General features: G+C 53.0%; 25 protein-coding genes. 13 read left to right on the top strand and 12 right to left on the bottom strand.

Annotated features, from left to right (window positions below; all coding sequences use genetic code 11):
* The first annotated feature begins 85 nt into the window (after positions 1-85).
* The 12 genes from ACTUJZ_RS06485 (at position 86) to mgtE (ending at position 9339) form a co-directional block, all read left to right on the top strand.
* Entirely contained in the window at positions 86-1042 is a 957-nt protein-coding gene (locus tag ACTUJZ_RS06485) for a calcium/sodium antiporter (protein WP_463635479.1), read from the top strand.
* A gap of 6 nt (positions 1043-1048) precedes the next feature.
* Entirely contained in the window at positions 1049-2017 is a 969-nt protein-coding gene (locus tag ACTUJZ_RS06480) for a KpsF/GutQ family sugar-phosphate isomerase (RefSeq protein ID WP_463635478.1), read from the top strand.
* Positions 2017-2571 (top strand): 3-deoxy-manno-octulosonate-8-phosphatase KdsC, encoded by a 555-nt coding sequence (gene kdsC / locus ACTUJZ_RS06475; RefSeq protein ID WP_463635477.1) that lies wholly within the window; start codon positions 2017-2019, stop codon positions 2569-2571. The genes ACTUJZ_RS06480 and kdsC overlap by 1 nt, the downstream gene beginning before the upstream one ends.
* A complete protein-coding gene (gene lptC, locus ACTUJZ_RS06470; RefSeq protein WP_463635476.1) occupies positions 2568-3131 on the top strand; it encodes an LPS export ABC transporter periplasmic protein LptC in 564 nt (187 codons plus the stop codon). Before kdsC ends, lptC begins: the two co-directional genes overlap by 4 nt.
* Positions 3100-3681 carry a lipopolysaccharide transport periplasmic protein LptA gene (gene lptA / locus ACTUJZ_RS06465; RefSeq protein ID WP_463635475.1) on the top strand — a complete coding sequence of 194 codons (582 nt, stop codon included), beginning with the start codon at positions 3100-3102 and terminating at the stop codon, positions 3679-3681. Before lptC ends, lptA begins: the two co-directional genes overlap by 32 nt.
* Before the next feature lie 5 nt (positions 3682-3686).
* Complete coding sequence (gene lptB / locus ACTUJZ_RS06460; protein WP_463635474.1) at positions 3687-4412, top strand: LPS export ABC transporter ATP-binding protein; 726 nt, start codon at positions 3687-3689, stop codon at positions 4410-4412.
* A gap of 76 nt (positions 4413-4488) precedes the next feature.
* On the top strand, positions 4489-5967 hold the full coding sequence (locus ACTUJZ_RS06455; RefSeq protein WP_463635473.1) for an RNA polymerase factor sigma-54: 1479 nt from the start codon (positions 4489-4491) through the stop codon (positions 5965-5967).
* A 36-nt stretch (positions 5968-6003) separates the two neighbouring features.
* Positions 6004-6291 carry a ribosome hibernation promoting factor gene (hpf, locus tag ACTUJZ_RS06450; RefSeq protein WP_463635472.1) on the top strand — a complete coding sequence of 96 codons (288 nt, stop codon included), beginning with the start codon at positions 6004-6006 and terminating at the stop codon, positions 6289-6291.
* Positions 6292-6299: 8 nt separating this feature from the next.
* Positions 6300-6743 carry a PTS IIA-like nitrogen regulatory protein PtsN gene (ptsN, locus tag ACTUJZ_RS06445; protein WP_463635471.1) on the top strand — a complete coding sequence of 148 codons (444 nt, stop codon included), beginning with the start codon at positions 6300-6302 and terminating at the stop codon, positions 6741-6743.
* 39 nt (positions 6744-6782) lie between these two features.
* Positions 6783-7631, top strand: coding sequence for an RNase adapter RapZ (gene rapZ / locus ACTUJZ_RS06440; protein ID WP_463635470.1), 849 nt, complete (start codon positions 6783-6785; stop codon positions 7629-7631).
* On the top strand, positions 7628-7900 hold the full coding sequence (locus ACTUJZ_RS06435; RefSeq protein ID WP_463635469.1) for an HPr family phosphocarrier protein: 273 nt from the start codon (positions 7628-7630) through the stop codon (positions 7898-7900). Before rapZ ends, ACTUJZ_RS06435 begins: the two co-directional genes overlap by 4 nt.
* A 77-nt stretch (positions 7901-7977) precedes the next feature.
* Positions 7978-9339: a magnesium transporter gene (gene mgtE / locus ACTUJZ_RS06430; protein ID WP_463635468.1), complete on the top strand. Its 1362-nt coding sequence runs from the start codon at positions 7978-7980 to the stop codon at positions 9337-9339.
* 66 nt (positions 9340-9405) lie between these two features.
* On the opposite strand, the gene ACTUJZ_RS06425 is transcribed toward mgtE, so the two are convergent.
* The 7 genes from ACTUJZ_RS06425 to rplM form a co-directional block, all read right to left on the bottom strand.
* Positions 9406-9879 (bottom strand): ClpXP protease specificity-enhancing factor, encoded by a 474-nt coding sequence (locus ACTUJZ_RS06425; RefSeq protein WP_463635467.1) that lies wholly within the window; start codon positions 9877-9879, stop codon positions 9406-9408.
* Positions 9876-10508 carry a stringent starvation protein SspA gene (sspA, locus tag ACTUJZ_RS06420; protein WP_463635466.1) on the bottom strand — a complete coding sequence of 211 codons (633 nt, stop codon included), beginning with the start codon at positions 10506-10508 and terminating at the stop codon, positions 9876-9878. Before sspA ends, ACTUJZ_RS06425 begins: the two co-directional genes overlap by 4 nt.
* Positions 10509-10618: 110 nt before the next feature.
* Entirely contained in the window at positions 10619-11356 is a 738-nt protein-coding gene (locus ACTUJZ_RS06415; RefSeq protein WP_463635465.1) for a cytochrome c1, read from the bottom strand.
* Positions 11353-12618, bottom strand: a complete 1266-nt coding sequence (locus ACTUJZ_RS06410; protein WP_463635464.1) for a cytochrome b — start codon at positions 12616-12618, stop codon at positions 11353-11355. The genes ACTUJZ_RS06415 and ACTUJZ_RS06410 overlap by 4 nt, the downstream gene beginning before the upstream one ends.
* Positions 12618-13247, bottom strand: coding sequence for a ubiquinol-cytochrome c reductase iron-sulfur subunit (gene petA, locus ACTUJZ_RS06405; RefSeq protein WP_463635463.1), 630 nt, complete (start codon positions 13245-13247; stop codon positions 12618-12620). Before petA ends, ACTUJZ_RS06410 begins: the two co-directional genes overlap by 1 nt.
* 338 nt (positions 13248-13585) lie before the next feature.
* Entirely contained in the window at positions 13586-13978 is a 393-nt protein-coding gene (gene rpsI, locus ACTUJZ_RS06400) for a 30S ribosomal protein S9 (RefSeq protein WP_463635462.1), read from the bottom strand.
* 12 nt (positions 13979-13990) lie between these two features.
* Positions 13991-14419, bottom strand: coding sequence for a 50S ribosomal protein L13 (gene rplM, locus ACTUJZ_RS06395; protein ID WP_463635461.1), 429 nt, complete (start codon positions 14417-14419; stop codon positions 13991-13993).
* Positions 14420-14734: 315 nt separating this feature from the next.
* On the opposite strand from rplM, the gene ACTUJZ_RS06390 reads away from it, so the two are divergent.
* Positions 14735-15598 carry a hypothetical protein gene (locus tag ACTUJZ_RS06390; RefSeq protein ID WP_463635460.1) on the top strand — a complete coding sequence of 288 codons (864 nt, stop codon included), beginning with the start codon at positions 14735-14737 and terminating at the stop codon, positions 15596-15598.
* On the opposite strand, the gene mazG is transcribed toward ACTUJZ_RS06390, so the two are convergent.
* From mazG to pdxJ, 5 genes are read right to left on the bottom strand one after another with little or no spacing between them, the layout of a single operon-like run.
* Positions 15570-16382 carry a nucleoside triphosphate pyrophosphohydrolase gene (gene mazG / locus ACTUJZ_RS06385; protein ID WP_463635459.1) on the bottom strand — a complete coding sequence of 271 codons (813 nt, stop codon included), beginning with the start codon at positions 16380-16382 and terminating at the stop codon, positions 15570-15572. The genes ACTUJZ_RS06390 and mazG overlap by 29 nt on opposite strands.
* The gene (relA, locus tag ACTUJZ_RS06380; RefSeq protein WP_463635458.1) at positions 16360-18534 is read right to left on the bottom strand and encodes a GTP diphosphokinase; all 2175 of its coding nucleotides are present in this window, start codon (positions 18532-18534) and stop codon (positions 16360-16362) included. The genes mazG and relA overlap by 23 nt, the downstream gene beginning before the upstream one ends.
* 23 nt (positions 18535-18557) lie before the next feature.
* Positions 18558-19889, bottom strand: coding sequence for a 23S rRNA (uracil(1939)-C(5))-methyltransferase RlmD (gene rlmD, locus ACTUJZ_RS06375; RefSeq protein WP_463635457.1), 1332 nt, complete (start codon positions 19887-19889; stop codon positions 18558-18560).
* Positions 19890-19939: 50 nt separating this feature from the next.
* The gene (gene acpS, locus ACTUJZ_RS06370) at positions 19940-20317 is read right to left on the bottom strand and encodes a holo-ACP synthase (protein WP_463635456.1); all 378 of its coding nucleotides are present in this window, start codon (positions 20315-20317) and stop codon (positions 19940-19942) included.
* Complete coding sequence (gene pdxJ / locus ACTUJZ_RS06365; protein WP_463635455.1) at positions 20317-21066, bottom strand: pyridoxine 5'-phosphate synthase; 750 nt, start codon at positions 21064-21066, stop codon at positions 20317-20319. The genes acpS and pdxJ overlap by 1 nt, the downstream gene beginning before the upstream one ends.
* Positions 21067-21120: the final 54 nt, after the last annotated feature.

Raw genomic sequence — 21120 nt, 5'->3', positions numbered from 1 at the left:
GGCAGCGGGATTTGTTGCGATAGCCATAGGCAAAAGCTGTTGATTCTGCGACAATCGCTGCAAACTCATCATCATAGAATTCAGCGTGCTGTTACAGGTTTTCATATTCATTATCGGACTGGTGATTCTTAGCTGGGCGGCGGATCGTTTTGTGTACGGTGCTTCAGCCCTGGCGAAAAACATTGGCATCTCGCCGATGATGATCGGCCTGACCATTGTGGCCATGGGCTCATCGGCGCCAGAAATTGTGGTATCACTGATTGCCTCAGTGAACGGCTCTCCAGATACCGCTGTGGGTAATGCGCTGGGTTCAAATATCACCAACATTGGTCTGGTGCTGGCCATCACTGTGTTAGTCAAACCGTTAGTGGTCTCTTCCACCACCTTAAAACGCGAAATGCCGGCTTTGCTGCTCATCACCCTTCTGGCCATGGGCTTTTTGTACAATGGCAAGCTGGCTCACATTGAAGGCCTGATTTTGTTTGGGCTGTTTATCTTTGTCCTGGCCGGCATGGCCTGGTTATCGCTGCAGGTGGATAAAGAAGACCCACTGATGGCCGAAACCGCTGATGAGATCCCCTCTGGGGTCAACACTGGCACTGCGGTGATGTGGATCGGCATCGGCCTGGTGTTGTTACCTTTAAGTGCTAATTATATTGTCGATTCGGCGGTTTTTATCGCTCGCTACTTTGGCATCAGTGACCTGGTCATCGGCCTGACCATCATTGCGCTGGGAACCAGCCTGCCAGAGTTAGCTGCCAGTATTGCCGGGGTGATGAAAGGTGAAGATGATCTGGCCCTGGGCAATATCATTGGCTCAAACATTTTCAACCTGCTAGCGGTATTAAGTATGCCTGGCCTGATCGCGCCCGGTCCGGTTGACCCGGATGTGTATAACCGCGATATGTTTGTGATGGCCGGACTCACCGGCATGCTGTTTTTCTTTAGTTTTAGCATTATCGGCAAAAAACAAATCGGCCGGCTCGAAGGCAGCTTACTGCTCGCGGCCTTTTTGGGCTACCAGTATTGGCTATTTGGGTAACAGGGTATGCACGATTCATTTTTAGCGTCAGCCCGGCGCGTGATTGACATAGAAACCGATGCCATCACGGCATTGCACGAACGCTTAGACAGTCACTTCGTCAGTGCCTGTCGCCTGTTAATGGGCTGTCAGGGCAAGGTGGTGGTCAGCGGCATGGGCAAGTCGGGCCATATTGGCCACAAAATCGCTGCGACCCTGGCCAGCACTGGCACACCGGCGTTTTTTATGCACCCGGGAGAGGCTAACCATGGCGACCTCGGCATGCTGGGTAAAGACGATGTTCTGCTGGCCATTTCAAATTCCGGTGAAACCAGTGAACTATTAAACCTGCTACCAGTGGTTAAGCGCCTGGGGGTGCCGGTCATCGCCATGACTAACAGCCAGGCCAGCAGTTTAGGCCAGCATGCCGATGTGGTATTAAATATTCAGGTGGCCCAGGAAGCCTGCCCGCTGAATCTGGCTCCCACCGCCAGCACCACCGCCACGCTGGTGCTCGGCGATGCCCTGGCCATCGCACTGCTGGATGCCCGTGGCTTTACGTCTAACGATTTTGCCCTATCCCATCCAGGCGGCAGCCTTGGCCGTAAGCTATTATTGAAAGTCGAAGATTTGATGCTGCAGGGGCAGGCCTTGCCACTGGTTGACGCAAACGCCACGGTCAGTGCCGCCTTGCTGGAGATTTCCACCAAAGGCCTGGGCATGACCGGGATCATTGATGACAGTGGCATCCTGGCCGGAGTCTTTACCGATGGCGATTTACGCCGGGTGCTGGATGCCCGGGTCGATATTCATCAAACGCCAATCAGCCAGGTGATGACCCGGGGCGGCAAAACTGTCGATGCGGCAATACTAGCGGTGGAAGCCCTGAATCTGATGGAAACACATAAAATTACAGCCCTGATGGTGGTCGATGCCAAGCGTCGTCCGGTGGGCGCCTTTAACATGCACATGCTTTTAAAAGCCGGAGTTTTATAATGTCACGTGTAGTCACTCATTACGGCATGATTGATGAGCAAACCTTTGATCGCTTGCGCCGCCTGCAATTGCTGGTGTGTGATGTGGATGGGGTGTTTTCTGATGGCCGCATTTATCTGGGCAATGATGGCGAAGAACTTAAGGCTTTTCATACCCGCGATGGCTTTGGGGTCAAAGCGCTGATAAATAGTGGCACAAAGGTTGCTGTTATCACCGGGCGCTCTTCTAATATCGTGAGTCAGCGCATGCAGGCTCTGGGCGTTCAGCACATAGTGCAGGGCGCCGAAGATAAGGCCAGTGCCCTGTCGGCGCTGCTGGATGAGTTGGATTTAAGTCCGTCAGAGGTCGCCGCCATTGGTGATGATGTGCCGGATTTAGGCATGTATTCGTTTGCCGACACTAAGGTGGCGGTCAAAGATGCACACCCCCGGGTGGCCGCTGCAGCCAACTGGGTACTGACCAAGCCGGGTGGCTTTGGCGCAGTACGCGAATTGTGTGATGTGATCTTACAGGCAAAAGGTGAAGACCATCATACCCGCGGTGCCAGTGTATGAGCCGTTTAGGCTTAACCATTGCGGCGCTGTTTACGCTGGTGCTGCTGGTGTATTTGCCGGTGTGGTTGGCCGAACCGCCAGGGTTACCGGACGGGGCCACCAGTGACGCGCTAAAGCCGGCGTACACAGCCAAAAATCTGACCACCACCTTGTATGATGCGCAGGGCAAACTTAATCACAGGGTTTTTGCCACCAGCATGGAACATTATGACCAGCTGGGCTTTGTACTATTTGGCAAACCCCAGTACACCGTCTACATGGACAGCGGCGAAAGCCCATGGCAGGTGACCGCCAAAGAAGGCACGCTATACAACAATAATTTGATTGAGCTGGAAGCCGATGTCATCGTAAAAAGTTTACAGCCAAATGAGTATGTCAGCCGTATAACTACTGATTTTATTAGGATTAATTTAGAAGATAAAACCTTGTCGAGCAATCAGCCGGTGGCAATTCACGGTGTTGAATTCACGGTAAAAAGCAATGGCATCACAGGCGATCTTCGCACCCAGGAATATGAGTTAATTGACCATGTACAAACTGTTTACTCTACTGGCCGCTAGTGCAGTGGCCCTGGCGTTGAGCAGCCCTGCTGCCTATGCCGGCTCCGCCGATTTTCAAAAACCCATTGCGGTGGACGCCCGCACGCAGTCGATGGACGGCAAAAACAAGATCACGCGGTTTAAAGGCAATGTGGTCATTACCCAGGGGTCGCTGACCATCCAGGCCGATGAGGTCGAGGTGAATGCACAGCAGGGACAAGGCCGTGAAATTATGATTGCCCGCGGTAATCCGGCCACCTATTCGCAAACCATGGATGATGGCAGCAAGGTGCAGGCCCAGGCCAATGAACTGCGTTATGAAGTCGATAAGCGCACTATCTCTATGTCAGGCAATGCTCAGATCCGCCAGAACACCAGTATGGTGCAGGGCGACACCATCACCTATGACATGGTTAAAGAGCAATTGCTGGCAACCAGCAGCTCTGATGATAAAGAAAGCCGGGTCAAGACAATCTTTCGTCCCAATGCCGTAAAACAGCTTAGCGATGGGCAAAAAAAGGCTGCTGAGGACAAACAAGACAACTCACAATCGCGCAGTAAAGGTAACTAACAACTATGGCAACATTGACAGCCTCCAATCTGGCCAAGGCATATAAATCCCGCCAGGTGGTGACCGATGTCAGCCTAGCGGTCTCGACCGGTCAAATCGTTGGTCTGCTGGGCCCGAACGGGGCCGGTAAAACCACAACCTTTTACATGATTGTGGGTCTGGTGCCGCTGGATAAAGGCAAAATTGCCATTGATGAGCATGAGCTGACTCACCAGCCGATGCACGAACGCGCTCGCAAGGGTATTGGGTATCTGCCGCAGGAAGCGTCGATTTTTCGCAAACTGACCGTGCTTGAAAATATCATGGCCATTTTGGAAACCCGTAAAGATTTGTCGGCCGACAAACGTGAAGAAGAAGCCGATGCGCTACTTGATGAATTCAATATCAACCATATACGTAATAGTACAGGGATGAGTTTGTCAGGCGGGGAGCGACGCCGGGTAGAGATTGCCCGCGCGCTGGCCGCCGACCCACAGTTTATCTTACTGGATGAACCCTTTGCCGGTGTTGACCCTATATCAGTAAACGACATTAAAAAAATTATTCAGCATTTGCGTGACCGCGGTATCGGTATTTTGATCACTGATCATAATGTGCGCGAAACCCTCGATGTCTGTGAAGAAGCGTATATCGTTAGTCATGGTGAGCTAATTGCCCAGGGCAGTGCTGAACAAGTATTAAGCAACCAGAAAGTACGGGATGTATACCTGGGTGAACAATTCAGGCTATAGTTTAAGCAAACACTGTTGTTAGCCGCATCTGTCACCTTTTTTGTAAACGCGTACCAGAATTTTAAATAAGACGTAGATGAAACCATCTTTACAGCTAAAATTTAGTCAACAGTTAACCATGACGCCGCAATTGCAGCAGGCTATCAAGTTGTTGCAACTGTCGACGTTGGATCTGCAACAGGAAATTCAGGAAGCGCTTGATTCCAATCCGTTACTGGAAGTGGATGAGTCTGGCGATAACGAGGTCAGCGAAAAGAATAACCTCGATAGCGACAGTGACGGGGCCGATGCCACCGCCAGTACGTCAGACAATTTAGACTCTGGCGAAGCGCTGGAAAAAAACGATTTACCTGATGAGTTGCCCATCGACAGCACCTGGGACGAATACTATTCGGCCTCGTCGGCGCCTGCGCCCGGCCCCAGTAATGATGAAGACCAAGTGTTTCAGGGCGAAACCACCGAAAATATTCAGGACCACCTGCTGTGGCAGATGCGTCTGACCCATTTTTCAGACACCGACCGGGCGATTGCCACCGCTATCATCGACTCCATTGACGAGTCGGGTTACCTGACCGTGACTGTTGACGACATTCTACAAAGCGTCAACGATGAAGACATGGAAGAGCTGGTGGAAGCCGATGAGGTGGAATGTGTGCTTAAACGCATTCAGATGTTTGACCCCATTGGCTCTGGCTCACGTACGCCGCAGGAATGTCTGCTGGTGCAATTAAAGCAGTTTGCTCCAGACACCCCATGGGTAGCCGAAGCCACCATGCTACTGCAGGAATATTCGGATTTATTAGGCAGCAAAGATTACCGTACCCTGATGCGCAAGACCCGTTTGAAAGAAGACCAGTTGCGTGAAGCCATGCGGTTGCTGCAAACCCTAAATCCACGCCCGGGTAGCGCGCTGGTGACCAAAGAGCCTGAATATGTCATTCCCGATGTGTCAGTAAGCAAAAAAAATGGGCGCTGGAATGTGGAACTAAACCCGGACAGCCTGCCCAAATTAAGTGTAAATCAGCAATATGCCGCAATGAGCCGGCGCGCGCGTAATAGCAGCGACTCGCAGTTTATTCGTTCGCATATGCAGGAAGCCAAGTGGTTTATCAAAAGCTTAGAATCGCGCAATGAAACCCTTTTGAAAGTGGCCAATTGTATTGTGCAGCAGCAGATGGCGTTTTTTGAGCACGGCCCGGAAATGATGAAGCCAATGGTGCTTAATGATGTGGCCGAGATGGTCGATATGCACGAGTCCACCATTTCACGTGTTACCACGCAAAAATACATGCACACGCCGCGCGGTATTTTTGAGCTGAAGTACTTTTTCTCCAGCCATGTAGCTACAGAATCCGGCGGGGAATGTTCTTCCACTGCGATTCGTGCTTTAATCAAAAAACTGGTGGCCGCTGAGACCCCCAGCAAACCGTTAAGCGACAGCAAAATTGCGACATTGTTGGCCGAGCAAGGCATTAAAGTTGCCCGGCGGACAATTGCAAAATACCGGGAGTCGTTATCGATTCCCCCGTCTAACCAACGCAAGAGCCTTATCTAGCAGTAAAGGCGAGCTTCACAATAAGGAAGACGAAATATGCAAATAAACCTTACTGGTCATCATGTTGAGATCACTGATTCTTTGCGTAACTATGTCGATTCAAAATTTAGTAAGCTGGAACGCCATTTTGACCACATTTCTAATGTGCATGTCATTTTGAATGTTGAAAAATTGACACAAAAAGCTGAAGCTACGGTTCATTTAAGCGGTGCAGAGGTATTTGCATCGTCCGAGAATACGGATATGTATGCCGCCATTGACAGTATGATTGATAAGCTCGACCGCCAGGTTATCAAGCATAAGGAAAAACTGAAAAAACACTAATGTCTGGTATGGATATTCAAACCCTTGTCAGCCTGGACCGCACAAAATGTGCGGTCCAGTGCAATAGTAAGAAACGGATTCTGGAGATCATCAGCGACATCGCTGCCCAGAACAATCCTGAGATCGAGCAAGGTACTGTGCTCTCCAGTTTGCTCAACCGTGAGCGCATGGGTAGCACCGGCATCGGTAATGGTATTGCCCTGCCCCACGGCCGCCTGCCAGGCTTAGACCGCGTTATCGCCATTGTGGTAACCAGTGAGCCAGCCATCGACTTTGATGCCATCGACAATAAGCCGGTGGATATCTTTTTTACCCTGCTGGTTCCTGAAGAACAAACCGAAGGACATCTGCAAACGCTGGCCATGGTGGCCGGTAAACTAAATGATAAAGAAACCGTAAAAGCCATTCGCCGCGCTGCCACCAGTGATGATATAGTCACAGCACTACAATAAATCACAGCATCCTAGTTGCATACGGCAGGGAGACACGCGTTGAAACTTATCATCATCAGTGGCCGTTCTGGTTCAGGTAAATCGGTGGCGCTGCGGGCGCTGGAAGATTTAGGCTATTACTGTGTCGATAATATCCCGGTCAATTTATTGCCTGCGCTGACCCATTCGGTGTCTGAAGAATATGATCAGGTCGCGGTCAGCATTGATGTGCGTAACCTGCCCAAAGATCCCAATGAACTGGTGGAAATCCTCGATTATTTGCCCGAATCCTGGGGCATGACCGTGGTGTATATCGATGCCAGCGACGATATCCTGGTAAAACGGTTTAGTGAAACCCGCCGCTTGCACCCGCTGGCTAAGATGAATAAATCGCTGGCCGATGCTATTCACACCGAACGCGAGCTGCTGGCGCCGATTGCCGAACGCGCTGATTTGTACATTGATACCGACTCGCTGTCTATCCACCAACTGGCCGAACTGATTCGGGAGCGGATCCTGGGCAAAAAAAGCTCGCGGCTGGTAATGGTGTTTGAATCGTTCGGCTTTAAGCATGGTATCCCTAAAGATGCCGACTATGTCTTTGACGCGCGGTTTTTACCTAATCCCCACTGGGAACCGGATCTGAAACATCTGACTGGCCTGGACGGCCCGGTGGAAGTCTTTTTAGGCTCGCAACCCATGGTAACCAAGTTTATCTGGCAAATCCAAAATCTGATCACCACCTGGCTGCCTCACCTAGAACGTAATAATCGCAGTTATGTCACCATTGCCATTGGCTGCACCGGTGGTCAGCACCGTTCAGTGTTTGTGGCTCAGACCCTGGCCAAAACCTTTCGTGATATTCATCCGGATGTACAGATCCGGCATCGGGAGCTGGCAAAACAATGAAAATAGAAAAGCAACTGACCATTGTTAATAAACTGGGCCTCCATGCCCGCGCCGCCACGCAGCTGGTGTCTTTGGCCAATCAGTTTGATGCTCACATCACCCTGGTCAAAAGCGATAAAACCGCCGATGCCAACAGTGTGCTGGGGCTGATGATGCTGGAAAGTCACCAGGGCGAGCAGGTTACCGTGATCAGTGATGGCCCGGATGCCGAAGCAGCCATGCAGGCCATTGAATCATTGATTGCCGGACGGTTTAACGAAGACGAATAAGTTCGGCACACGCCGCCGGCCATAAGCTGGCGCACAGCATCTTTCAGCGACCCTTTTTATTTCGGACCCGACACACTGTGGCAGAAGCACTGGAATCAAAATTTGCACAAAGTCAGCTGCGTACCTTAAACGCAGCGCTTTCGGCCGGGCGCTTTGTGGCGGTACGCAAAATGCTGCACGAGCTGCCACCATCGGATGTGGCTCTGGTACTGGAGTCCAGCCCCACCAAAACCCGTGATGAGCTATGGGAGCTGATTGACGGCGATTTGCACGGCGATATCCTAGAAGAACTCTCCGAAGATGTACGTAACGGCATCATCACCAAGATGGCGCCGGTCAGCGTGGTGGACGCGCTGGAAGAAATGGACACCGATGATCTGGCCGAGACTTTAAGCAGTCTGCCGGATGAAGTGTTGCAGGATATTCTGCAATCCATGGACACCCAGGATCGGCTGCGCGCCGAGCAGGCATTGTCCTACGGTGAGGAAACCGCCGGTTTCATCATGAACACCGACACCATCACGCTGCGTCCGGATGTGACCGTGGATGTGGTGCTACGCTATATCAGGCTCAAAGGGGAACTGCCGGAAAACACCGATACCTTTTATGTGGTCAACCGCACCGACAACCTGGTCGGACTGGTGCCGGTGGCCCGTCTGCTCACCGCCGACCCGGAAGACACCGTATCGGAGGTGATGGATGATGATGCCGAAGCCATCCCGGTGAATATGCCTGATGATGAAGTCGCCAGCCTGTTTGAGCGCTATAACTGGCTTTCTGCGCCGGTGGTGGATGACAAGTACCGCTTAGTGGGCCGGATCACCATCGACGATGTGGTGGATATTATTCGCGAAGACGCCGAACACTCTATGATGAGCATGGCCGGTCTGGATGACGAAGAAGATACCTTTGCCCCGGTGTGGCAGAGTACCCAGCGCCGCTCGGTGTGGCTGGGGGTCAACCTGGTCACTGCACTGATGGCCGCCGCGGTCAGTGATTTATTTGAAGCTACCCTGAGTCAACTGGCCGTGCTGGCCATATTGAACACCATCGTGCCCAGCATGGGTGGCGTGGCCGGTAATCAGACCCTGACCCTGGTGATCCGCGGGATGGCGCTGGGCCATGTGAATCCAAGCAACTCGCGCTGGCTGATCAGTAAGGAGCTGGCTATCGGCTTTTTAAACGGTGTGATCTGGGCAGTGCTGATTGCTTCTGTGATTGCTCTGTGGAAGCAAAACCTGATGTTAGGGGCCATTATTGCCTTTGCCATGATGGTGAACTTACTGGCTGCGGCGCTGGCCGGGGCCACCCTTCCCATCATTATGAAAAAGCTGCGGATAGACCCGGCGCTGGCGGGCAGCGTGATCTTAACTACCATCACTGATGTGGTGGGGATCTTTGCCTTTCTAGGCACCGCCACCTTGTTCCTGATGCCCTAGCCTGGCATTCCCCTTTCCCAGGCGCGAGCCAAAAAAAAAGCTTCCCAGGGGGGAAGCTTTTTTAGTCTACTTGATCACTTTAAGATTTGGCTTGCCTTTTTTCGGCGGGACCGGCGCGTTGTCGGCATCACCCTCACTGGTGTCACCAGAAGGTCGGGTAGCTGGCTCAGACGCCTCAGGCGTGCTGGTAGCCGGCTCTTCGCTGCTAGCTGCGGTAAGCTCTTCGTCTACCGCGAACACCGTACCTGCACCATTTTCACGGGCATAAATGGCCATGATTGCCTGGCACGGCATACGGATCTGCCGGGGCTGGCCGCCAAAACGGGCCTGAAAGGCTAAAAACTCCAGGTCCAACGTAAAGTTGGCACAGGCTGATGGCGATACATTCAGCACTATCTGGCCATCTTTGACAAATTCTTGCGGCACCTCCACCAGAGCATTAGTGGCATCCACCACAATATATGGCGTCATCTGGTTATCCACTATCCAGTCAAAAAAGGCACGCAGCAGATAGGGTTGGTTAGATGTCATAGTACTCATAATGGGTTGTGAATTTCGCGTTCCTGATCCGTCAGCGACGCTTTAAATGAGCCGCGCGAGAAAATGCGGGTCATATACGCGTTAATTTCCTTGGCACCAGCGCCTTTTAATTCAATACCCAACGCCGGCAAACGCCACAGCAGTGGAGCCAGATAGCAATCCACCAGGCTGAATTCTTCATTCATAAAATACGGCATTTCTGAGAACACCGGGGCCAGCGACAGCAGGGCTTCGCGCAGTTCGTTTCGCGCAGCTTCCACATCACCTTCGCCACGGAAAATCTTGGCAGCCAATGAATACCAGTCATGCTCGATACGGTGCATCATCAAACGAGATTGCCCGCGCGATACCGGATAAACCGGCATCAATGGAGGATGCGGGAAGCGCTCGTCCAGGTACTCCATGATGATATGCGACTTGTATAGGACCAGTTCGCGGTCAACAAGGGTAGGAACCGTGCCGTACGGGTTCAGATCTAACAGGTCTTCTGGCAGGTTGCTTGGGTCGGTATAACTGATTTCTACACCCACGCCTTTTTCGGCCAGCACAATACGTACCTGGTGACTATAAATATCAATACTGTCTGAGAACAACGTCATAATAGAGCGTTTATTCGCGGCTACGGCCATTAAATTTCCTCCGTCGAGAGACTGTCACACCGCCGGGAAAAAAGCAGTGCGCCTTAAGCTGAAAAAGGGGGCCCATAGCCCCCTAACGCATTATACAGAATTTCGTGCGATTAGTGTACTTCTCGCCAGTAATCTTTTTTCAGAAGAAAAACAAATACAAACAGCACCAGAATAAATACCAGCACCCATTTGCCAATTTGTTCAGACTGTAACCGGAAGGGCTCACCGGTGTATTCCAAAAAGTTGACCAGATCCCCCACCGCCTGGTCGTACTCATCGGCAGATAATTCACCGTCGCCGTCCGAGCGGATCCCCACATACCGTTCTACCATCTCGCCGTCCACCATCACCTCTTCATAGGTTTCCCGCGGAGTGCCTTGCAAGGCCTGCAAGGCATGCGGCATCCCCACTTCCGGGAATACCTTATTGTTGACGCCAAACGGCCGGCTTTCATCGACATAAAATGTCCGCAAGTAGGTGTACAACCAGTCGGTACCACGCACCCGTGCCACCAAAGTCAAATCCGGAGGGGGCGCACCAAACCAGGTGCCGGCGGCTTCTTCAGGCATAGCCCGTTGCATGTAATCGGTGACCTTATCACCAGTGAATTGCAGATACTCTTCGCCCAGCTCTTCTGGAATACGCAAGTCGTTAAAGGTGCGCGCGTAGCGCTGATATTGCATGGAGTGGCAGCCAGAACAATAGTTCATAAAGATCTTGGCACCGCGCTGCAATGAGGCTTTGTCGGTCAGGTCAATGGGTGCCTCATCCAGCGGCACCTGGCTGCTGGCCGCCAGCGCGGCCAACGGCATACACAGCAAACTTACCAGGGCAATCAATTGCTTCATTTAGGGATCCTCGCAGGCACAGGCTTGGTGTTTTCATTTTTGCTGTACAAAAACAGCGCGACAAAAAAGCCAAAATACATCACAGTGGCGATTTGCGAGGCAATGATTTTCCACGGCTCCTGCGGCGTACCGCCCAGGTACCCCAAGAAAATAAAGACCGCTGCAAACACCAGCAAATTGACTTTGTGCAGGCCGCAGCGATAACGCCAGGATTTCACATTGCCGCGGTCAATCCAGGGCATGGCAAACAGCGCGCCAATAGCTCCAAACATCGCCAGTACCCCAAACAGTTTATCCGGCACCGCTTTTAAGATGGCGTAGAAGGGCGTGAAATACCACACCGGGAAGATATGTTCAGGCGTCTTTAACGGGTTAGCGATTTCAAAGTTTGGATGCTCCAAAAATTTACCGCCTACTTCGGGGGTAAAAAACATGATGTAGCAGAACAACGCCAGGAATACACAAAATGCCACCAGATCCTTAAGCACAATGTGGGGGAAAAACGGCACTACATCATCGGCAATATCGTATTTACTGGTGTAATACTCATGGATTTTATACGGCGTCTTTTCACTCTCACTCAATGAGCCTTTTTTGTGCTTGATGGCCACACCATCAGGGTTGTTCGAGCCCACTTCATGCAACGCCACAATGTGCAAAAACACTAAGATGACAATCACCAGTGGCAGTGCTATCACATGTAATGCAAAAAAGCGGTTCAGGGTCGCCCCGGAGATCACATAATCCCCCTGAAGCCAAATCACCAGATCCGGGCCAATAACCGGAATAGCGCTAAACAGTGACACAATTACCTGAGCGCCCCAGTAGGACATCTGACCCCATGGCAGCACATAGCCCATAAAGGCTTCGGCCATCAGTGACAGATAGATAAACATTCCAAAGACCCACAACAGTTCGCGGGGTTTTTGGTATGAGCCATAGATCATGGCCCGGAACATATGCAAATACACCACAATGAAGAACGCAGAAGCGCCGGTACTGTGCATATAGCGAATGACCCAGCCGTAGTCGACTTCGCGCATGATGTATTCCACCGAGGCAAACGCGCCTTCTGCGGTGGGCACATAATTCATGGTCAGCCATATGCCGGTGATGATTTGATTGACCAGTACGATAGTGGCCAAAAAACCAAAAACATACCAAAAATTCATATTTTTGGGTGCGGGATATTGGATGGCGTGCATGTTGGCCACCCGCATCAACGGAATGCGCGCCTCTATCCAGGACATGAACTTACCCATTATGCCTCCTGCTCGGTGGACCCAATGAGCACGGTGGTGTCATTGATGTATTGGTAAGGAGGCACCACCAGGTTCAGAGGTGCCGGCACACTTTGGAATACCCGCCCGGCCATATCGAATTTTGAACCATGGCAGGGGCAGAAAAAGCCATTGGGCACGCCCTGAACAATTTTGTCAAAGGCGCCATTTTTCAGGTACTGCGGTGAGCAACCCAGGTGAGTACAGATCCCCACCAGGATGAGGTATTCTTCTTTTAATGAGCGATAAAAATTTTGCGCAAAGGCCGGCTGCTGCTCGGCTTCTGAGTTGGGATCTTTAAGCTGGCTTTCATGCGCCGATAAGGCTTCGATGACTTCGGGTGGCCGGCGTACAATCCACACCGGTTTGCTGCGCCACATTACCCGGATAAGCTGACCCGGCTCAATGGCACTGATATCCACTTCTACATCGGCCCCGGCTGCTTTGGCTTTGGCACTAGGATTCCAGGACGCTATAAAGGGCACTGCCGCCCCAATGACCCCAACCCCACCAATTACGGAGGTGGCCACAGTCAGAAAACGACGTCGGGTTGAGTCGCCCGATCCTTTCTCAGGCCCAGACTCTTGCGCATCTACAGGTACATCGCTCATCCACATTGTCTCCAGGTTAGGAATGTTGTGGCTACGATGTCAGATGCTCCTGACGCCTCATACAGGCCACAACAGCCAGTCTTTAACGCAACTGCAGAACGTTACCGACTTGTAAGAATATTTTTATAATATGTTATTTTTCGTACAAAATCATACGGGAAAAGCCTTTCTGTTTACAAGGACTTCCTGCGTCAATCTGGTAAAAATTTAACCAACAGTAAAAGCGAGATGGTGGCGGCGAGGGGTACAGGTAGGATAGAGCCAGGCTGGCGACTGACTGTCAGGCATAAAAAAACCCGGCAGGAGCCGGGTTTTTTGCCACAGTAAAAAAGCGAAAATTAACGCTTTGAGAACTGAGGACGTTTACGTGCTTTATGCAGACCAACTTTCTTACGTTCAACGCGACGGTCGTCACGAGTAACAAAGCCAGCTTTACGCAGCGGAGAACGCAACGCTTCATCGTACTCCATCAGAGCACGAGTCAGACCGTGGCGGATTGCGCCTGCCTGACCGTTTGAACCACCACCGGCTACAGTGATGTAAACGTCAAACTTTTCAGTCATTTCTACCAGTTCAAGCGGCTGACGAACAACCATGCACTCGGTTTCACGACCAAAGTACTCATCCAGAGCACGTTTGTTTACCGTGATGTTACCTGTACCTGGACGCAGGAACACTCGAGCAGTAGAACTTTTGCGGCGGCCAGTGCCGTAGTATTGAGTATCTGCCATATCAAATGCTCCTTAGATGTCCAAAACTTGTGGTTGCTGAGCTGCGTGAGCGTGTTCGCCACCAGCATAAACTTTCATTTTACGGAACATTGCGCGGCCCAGAGGACCTTTTGGCAGCATTCCTTTAACTGCTTTCTCAAGCACCATCTCTGGCTTGTGAGCAATCAGCTTTTCAAAGTTTGTTTCTTTCAGACCACCTGGGTAACCAGTGTGAGAATAATACATCTTGCCTTTTGCTTTGTTGCCGGTAACAGCAACTTTTTCAGCATTGATAACAATGATGTAATCACCAGTGTCAACGTGAGGCGTGTACTCTGGCTTATGCTTACCGCGCAGACGGCGCGCAATTTCAGAAGCCAGACGGCCTAATGTTTTGTCTGTGGCGTCAACCACGAACCAGTCACGTTGTACCGTTTCTGGTTTAGCAACAAAAGTTTTCATTTAAATTCACCCGAAAAAAATCGTCGTTACTGATCCCAACGACTGTTGGCATCACCATTAAATCAATTCCCGGCCCCTTCGAGCCAATCGATTCTTCCACCTTCCCAAAGGTGGGTGTAACTGGGCAGGGCGCGAATTATACAGATTTTGGGCAAAAAGCGAACCCCCAAGAATCAAAAATTTACGCTTGTAAAGCAAAAAATCTGCGCTACCTTTAGCCTTATCGGACTTAGCAAGCGTGACAGTATGCGCAACAACGGATTTTGGCAGGCCAGGCAGCGATTCTGGTGCTCACTGCTGGCAGGTGGCTGGCTTATGGTTGTGGCTGTTTTTTGCCAGGCGCAGCCCGTCTCATACACCCAGTCATTTTCCGGCCAGTTTTATGGCCGCTATCAACAAACCGTGCTTGCCTCGGCGCTGGCCATTACCGAAGCCGAATATGGCCCGGCCCGCCTGCAGCCTCACCCGGTGCCCATGACTCAAAGCCGCCAGATTCAGGTGGTCGCCAGCGGCGATGCCGATGTGATGTGGACCGTGACCAGCGATACGCTAGAACAAACCTTGTTACCCGTGCGCTTTCCCCTATTGCAAGGATTGAGCGGCGAGCGCGTATTTGCCATTGTGGCGCCCCGCCAGCAAGCTTTTCCAGCTGATTTGACGCTGGCGCAGTTAAAACAACTTACGGCGGTTCAGGGCAGTGATTGGCCGGATCTCGCCATCATGCGACAAAATGGTTTTACCGTGACCGGTGCAGACTGGAGTGATTGGTACACCACCATGTATCGCTCGCTCTCCCGCCAGCTGGTGGATTATTTCCCGCGCAATGTGATTGAGGTGCACCGTGATCTGGCGCAGCAGCCCAACCGCCACCTGGTGATTGAACAACATCACCGGCTTAGCTACCCCAGTTATGAATACTTTTTTGTCTCCCCCCTGCGTCCCAAGCTACAGCAACGGCTTGAGCTGGGCCTGCACCGATTATTGGAAAGTGGCCAGTTGGGGCACCTGTTTGCTGCCTACCCGGAGCACCAGCAAGCTATGATACTGATCAATCAGCCGCGGGTGGTGCATCTGCTAACCAACCCAGGATTGAGCTACCGCGTTGCCGAGCCGCGCTGGAGTCAGCAACCAGAGCAGTTTCGTCAGTCGCTTAAGGCGCTGCCTTTTCCGTCGCTTTGACCTGTTGCCATAAAGCTTCCAGCTCATCCAACTCAAGCTCGCCTAAGTGCTGCCCGGCTAATTCCTCGATACCTTGAAACCGTTGACGAAATTTAACACTGGCCTGGCGCAATGCTGTGTCGGCATCCACCTGACAGTGCCGGGCCAGATTGACCAGCGCAAACAGCGCATCGCCAATTTCTTCACTGATCCGCGCTGGATCCGGGCGGATGTGGTCAAGCTCGGCACTGATCTCGTCCACTTCTTCGCGTACTTTATCCAGCACCGGCGCCACCTCGGGCCAGTCAAAGCCTACCTCGGCGCAGCGCTGCTGCAGATGCTGGGCGTACAGCAGGGCTGGCAGGCCATCGCTGACCCCATCAAAAACGCTATTGCCGGCACGCTGCTCTGCTTGCTCTTGGGCTTTAATAAATTGCCATTGCGCGCGCGGATCTTCAGCAGCCAGCGGCGGATCGGCAAACAGATGCGGATGACGCCGTTCCAGTTTATCGGCAATGGTGCCGGCCACCGCATAAAAATCAAACTCGCCGCGTTCCTGGGCAATCTGGCAATAAAACACCACCTGAAACAATAAATCGCCCAGCTCATCACGCACCGCCGCAGGCTCTTGTTCTGCGATGGCGGTGGCCACCTCATAGGCTTCTTCGATGGTATAGCGGGTTAGCGATTGCATGGTCTGGCGTTTATCCCACGCGCAGCCATGTAGCGGGTCGCGCAATCTGGCCATGATCTGTAACAGGCGGGTCAGATTGTCTGTGTGGTCAGTGGGCTTTGCGTTTGACATCCACCACTCCGTTTAACTGCTGAAGTCGCGTGATCAGCCGGTTGAGGATGGTCAGTTCACTGACCTCCACCGCAATCTCGATACTGGCTGTACGCCGCGGCTTATCGGTGCTGCTGTTCAGCCCTAGCAGCGCCACATTTTCGTTGGCCAGCACGGTGGTCACATCGCGCACCAGGCCATCGCGGTCACTGCAATACACCAATAACTCGGCTTCAAAGCCCACCGACAAGGCATCCGCCCAGTTAACTTCAATGAGCCGCTCCGGATGGGTTTCGCTTAGGTGCTGACACTGTTCACAGCTGGTTTTGTGCACGCTCACACCACGGCCCTGCGTGATATACCCAATGATGGCATCTCCGGGTACTGGTTTACAGCAATTGGCCAGCTGGCTCATCAGATGGCCCACTCCTTCGACCACCACCGTATCGCTCTTACCCTTGGCACCCGGCGCTTTGCGGGTTTTGAGTTTAGGACTGATCTCGGGCTCGGGGGTCGGCGGTGCCAGTTGCTGTTGCAGATAATGCACCACTGACATCACCCGCACATCACCGGCCCCGATGGCAGCATACAGATCATCCACCTGGTGCAGATTAAACTTGTCCGGTGCCTGTTGTACCATTTTAAGCGGAATGCCCGCGCGTTGTAGTTCACGTTCCAGCAGCTCTTTGCCGGCTTGCTGATTTTTTTCTTTATCCTGTTTTTTGAAAAACGAATGGATGGTGGCCCGCGCCCGCGATGAATGCACATAACCTAAGCCTGGATGCATCCAGTCGCGGCTGGGGTTAAGCGCTTTGCCGGTATGCACTTCCACCTGATCACCACTTTGCAGTTGATAGGTGAACGGCACAATGCGCCCGTTGACTTTGGCCCCGATACAGCGGTGCCCCACATTGGAGTGAATATAGTAGGCAAAATCCAGCGGGGTGGCGCCCTGCGGCAAATCAATCACATCCCCTTTGGGAGTAAACACATAGACCCGGTCATCAAACACCTGGCTGCGTAACTCTTCCACCAGGTCGCCAGACTCGGCCACCTCTTCCTGCCATTGCAGAATTTTGCGCAGCCAGTTGATGCGATCTTCCGATCCAGAGCCTTTACCGCTGCCCCCTTCTTTGTATTTCCAGTGGGCGGCTACCCCCAGCTCGGCATCCTGATGCATTTGCTGGGTGCGGATTTGGATCTCCACCGCCTTGCCGCCGGGACCGACAATCACCGTATGGATAGACTGGTAGCCATTGGCTTTGGGCGTGGCAATATAATCGTCGAATTCATTGGGAATATGTTTGAACTGGGCATGCACCACGCCCAGTGCGGCATAACAATCCTGCAACCGCTCGGCGATGATGCGCACCGCCCGAATATCGAATAACTGTTCAAAGGTCAGATGCTTTTTGTGCATCTTTTTCCAGATGGAATAGATGTGCTTGGGCCGCCCGTAGACCTCGGCTTTGATTTGCTGCGCGTCCACCAGCCCCTGCAATTCCTGCACAATATCATCGATATACTGGGCGCGCTCTTTGCGCTTGCCATCCAGCTGACGGGCAATCTGCTTGTAGGTCACCGGATGCAGATAACGAAAGGCCAAATCCTCCAGCTCCCATTTAAGCTGGCCGATGCCCAGCCGATTGGCCAGCGGCGCATAGATGGTGGCACACTCGCGGGCCACCATGACGCGGGTTTCCTCATCGGCTTTTTTGACCTGCTGCAGCGCACAGATGCGCTCGGCCATCTTGATCACCACCGCCCGCACATCTTCCACCATGGCCAGCAGCATGCGCCGGATACTGTCGATATGCTGCTCGTCGGGCACCTGCTTGAGGCCGGAGCGGCGGGCGTGCAGCGCCTTGATGGCATCCATGCGCCGTACGCCCGTCACCAGATGCGCAATATCCGGTGAAAACTGCTGACTGATGTGTTCTTCATCCAGCTGGTGCTGCTCACAGTAGGGTAAGATCAGCGCGGTTTGCAACGTCACATCATCCATATTGAGCTGCGCCAGGATCTCCACCATCTCCTGGCCTACCAGCAAGCGCTCCGGGGCACTGGAAATGGCCCGCAATTTTTGGCAGGTGTCGGTGGATAAGGCCAGGCTGTCAAGCCAGGCTTCGAAGGGCGGGCGGTCCGGTTCGTGAACTTTCCGTGTGGATACCATACTCTTACACTTTTGCTAGTTGCTTACGGCGCATGGGTGAATAATGCCATAACCTCGAGGTGACGCGTATAGGGGAACATCTCAATCAGGCCGATTTTTTTCAATTGATAACCGGCTTTTAATAGCTCGCGGGCATCACGGGTAAAAGTATGGGGGTTGCAGGACACATATAACACCTGAGCCACCGGCACCTTAGCCAGTTGTGCGCACACCTCGGCAGCGCCTTCGCGGGACGGGTCCAGCAGCATTTTATCCGGCCCGCTGGCCAGGGCCTGCGCCACTGCCTGGCTATCGCTTAAGTCCAGATGCTGCCAGTGAATATTGGTGATCCCCTGAGCGGTGGCATGGCGCTGCCCCTTGGCCACCATCGCCGCCACGCCTTCTACAGCATGAACCTGCGCACAGCGCTGCGCCAGCGAAAGACTAAAATTGCCCAGCCCGGCAAACCAGTCAGCAATTTGCTCATCGGCCTGGGGTGCCAGCCAGTCGATAGCCTGAGCAATCATGGCAATATTGACCGGCCCGTTAACCTGAATAAAATCGTCACTGTCGGGTTGTAGCGCTAAGCCTGGCTCGGTCTGACAGAGCACCGGGCCCTGCTCATACACCGTCTGGGCCTGCTTGCCGCTCAGCCGCACATTAACCTGTTCTGTCTGGCCAAACGTATGCAGCGCCTGAATAAAACTGTCGGGCACATCGCGGGTGGCATGCAGCGAGAGCTGACACACTTCATCACCGGCCAGCAAATGAACATGACCCAGATGACGGCTGGCAGACTGCGCCTGTAAAAGCTCGCGCAGCGGGGCCAGCAAGGCTTGTAGGGCCGGCACTAACACCGGGCAGGCCGGCACATCAACGATGGTTTTGGCGCCCTGCTGACGAAAGCCAATGCGTATCGCCTTGGGGTCTCTGGCATCAATGGCCAAACGCGCCGAGCGCCGGTATCCAGGACGGGGCCCGGTTAGTGGTGCTTGCCAGGGTAGCTCAGTCACTCCCCATTGATGCTGCCAGTAATTGTCCATGGCCTGCTGGCGAAGCGTTAAGGCCTGATCGGCATCAATATGTTGCAGCTGACAGCCGCCGCACTTTTCGTACAATGGGCAAAATGGCGCCTGGCGCAACTTGCTGGCAGTCTGCACCTTGCTCAGACGCGCTTTGTGTACCTGCTTTTGCTGCGAGATCAGTACTGCTGAAACGGTTTCGCCGGGCAACGCGCCCTCGACAAACATGATTGGCCGCGCCTGCCGGCTGACCCCGTGGCCCTGTAGATCCAGCTCATCGATAACAATGTCAGAAACAGGTTTTGAGGACGCGGGTTTACGGGTTTTTTTAGCGGGTTTGTAAAAGCTGACCATGGGTAATCTCGGTGACTCTGGGTGGTAAGGCACAACACCCCGGCAAGGGGTTATTGCTCTAAAATAACGGTGGCTACCGCGTAATGTTCTTCGTCCGATAATGACACATGGCAACCGGTGACGCCGCGCTCTTCACACAGTGCCAGTGCGCCGTCATAAAATGTCAGCACCGGCGCACCCTGCGGGGTATTTAACACACTGATGTGCTGCCAGGACACGCCCCGGCCGATACCACTGCCTAATGCTTTGACCGCGGCTTCTTTGGCGGCAAAGCGCTTGGCCAGATAACGCACCGGTTGGGCATGGGTTTCATACACTATCAGCTCAGGCGGGCTTAAGATGCGCCGGGCAAACGCCGCTGTACGCGCCACCGCCTGCTCGATACGGGCAATTTCCACAATATCGGTGCCCATCCCTACGATGGCCATTAGCGGGCAACCTGGCTACCCAGGCGGGCTTCCTGCATCAGGCGGCGCATGTCGGCCACGGCGGTGTGCAAGCCATCAAAGGCGGCGCGAGCAATAATGGCGTGGCCAATATTAAGCTCCACGATTTGTGACAAGGCCGCCACCGGCTTAACATTATGATAATGCAAGCCATGCCCCGCATTGACCTTCAGGCCTGCCTGATGCGCATACTCAATGCCGCTTTTAAGCCGCGCCAGTTCTTCGGCCGCGGCCTGCTCGGTGTTGGCTTCGGCATACTTACCGGTATGAATTTCGATATAGGGCGCACCGCAGGCAAGCGCCGCATCGATTTGTGCTTGTTCGGCATCAATAAACAAACTGACCAGAATGCCGGCATCGGCCAGCCGCTGGCAGGCTTGTTTGATCTGGCTAAGATTTCCTGCTACATCCAGACCACCTTCGGTGGTCAGCTCCTGGCGTTTTTCGGGCACCAGACAACAAAAGGCGGGCTGCACTTTTTCAGCGATAGCCAGCATTTCGTCGGTCACCGCCATTTCCAGGTTAAGCCGGGTATTGATGGTTTGTGCCAGTAAAAACACATCACGATCAATAATATGGCGGCGGTCTTCACGTAAATGCACAGTGATGCCGTCGGCCCCGGCCCGCTCGGCAATATCCGCAGCATGCACCGGATCCGGGTAGCGGGTACCGCGCGCATTGCGCAGCGTGGCAATATGGTCAATATTGACCCCAAGCAGAATCTCATTCATAGGCGTATCCAGCAATATCAGGGTGTACGATAAATGGCGCTAGTGTAGCAAATT

Source organism: Alteromonas sp. WD8-37 (assembly GCF_055326825.1).
The sequence above is the reverse complement of the archived record's forward strand: the minus strand, read 5'-3'. Positions and strand labels throughout refer to the sequence as shown.